The organism is Xenorhabdus yunnanensis (assembly GCF_028598805.1).
In the GTDB taxonomy this organism is placed as follows: domain Bacteria; phylum Pseudomonadota; class Gammaproteobacteria; order Enterobacterales; family Enterobacteriaceae; genus Xenorhabdus; species Xenorhabdus yunnanensis.
Window position 1 is genome coordinate 1 of the sequence record NZ_JAQRFI010000249.1, and the last position, 433, is coordinate 433.

1 protein-coding gene is annotated in these 433 nt (G+C 39.3%); it reads left to right on the forward strand.

The genetic code is table 11. The features are described 5' to 3' along the window. Positions 1–95 precede the first annotated feature (95 nt). Positions 96–281, forward strand: coding sequence for a hypothetical protein (locus tag PSI23_RS22100; protein WP_273557057.1), 186 nt, complete (start codon positions 96–98; stop codon positions 279–281). The last annotated feature ends 152 nt before the right edge of the window (positions 282–433 follow it).

The window sequence follows — 433 nt, forward strand, 5'->3', positions numbered from 1 at the left end:
CGGCGAAAAAATAGATTTAATCGCCAAAGAGTTTGCTGAGAAATTAAATTCCATCACCGATGAATAACCAATCATACGAGAACGCAAGGAGAACAGTGGCGAGGGAGTGCCTGAATGAGTTAAATAACCTGCCTAAATATGACGATACCGCAGTCACTGAAATTCTCGATAAGTACGCCGCTAACTTTCAATTAATCATGACTGTCCATCAGCGAGCAAAATCAACAGCCAAAAACTGGTTACGTCAATATATAGTGGATTTGCAGAAGGAGATGAAATAGTGAGGTGTGTACATTGCAATAAAGAGCTGGGTTTTGAGGAGGCATATTATTACGAAAATTCCTGCGAACACTGCGAACAGTATTTAGAACTGACGCGATATGAAAGCAGCAAAATAAAATTAATTCGGCTGAGATTTAAATTGTATCTCAGG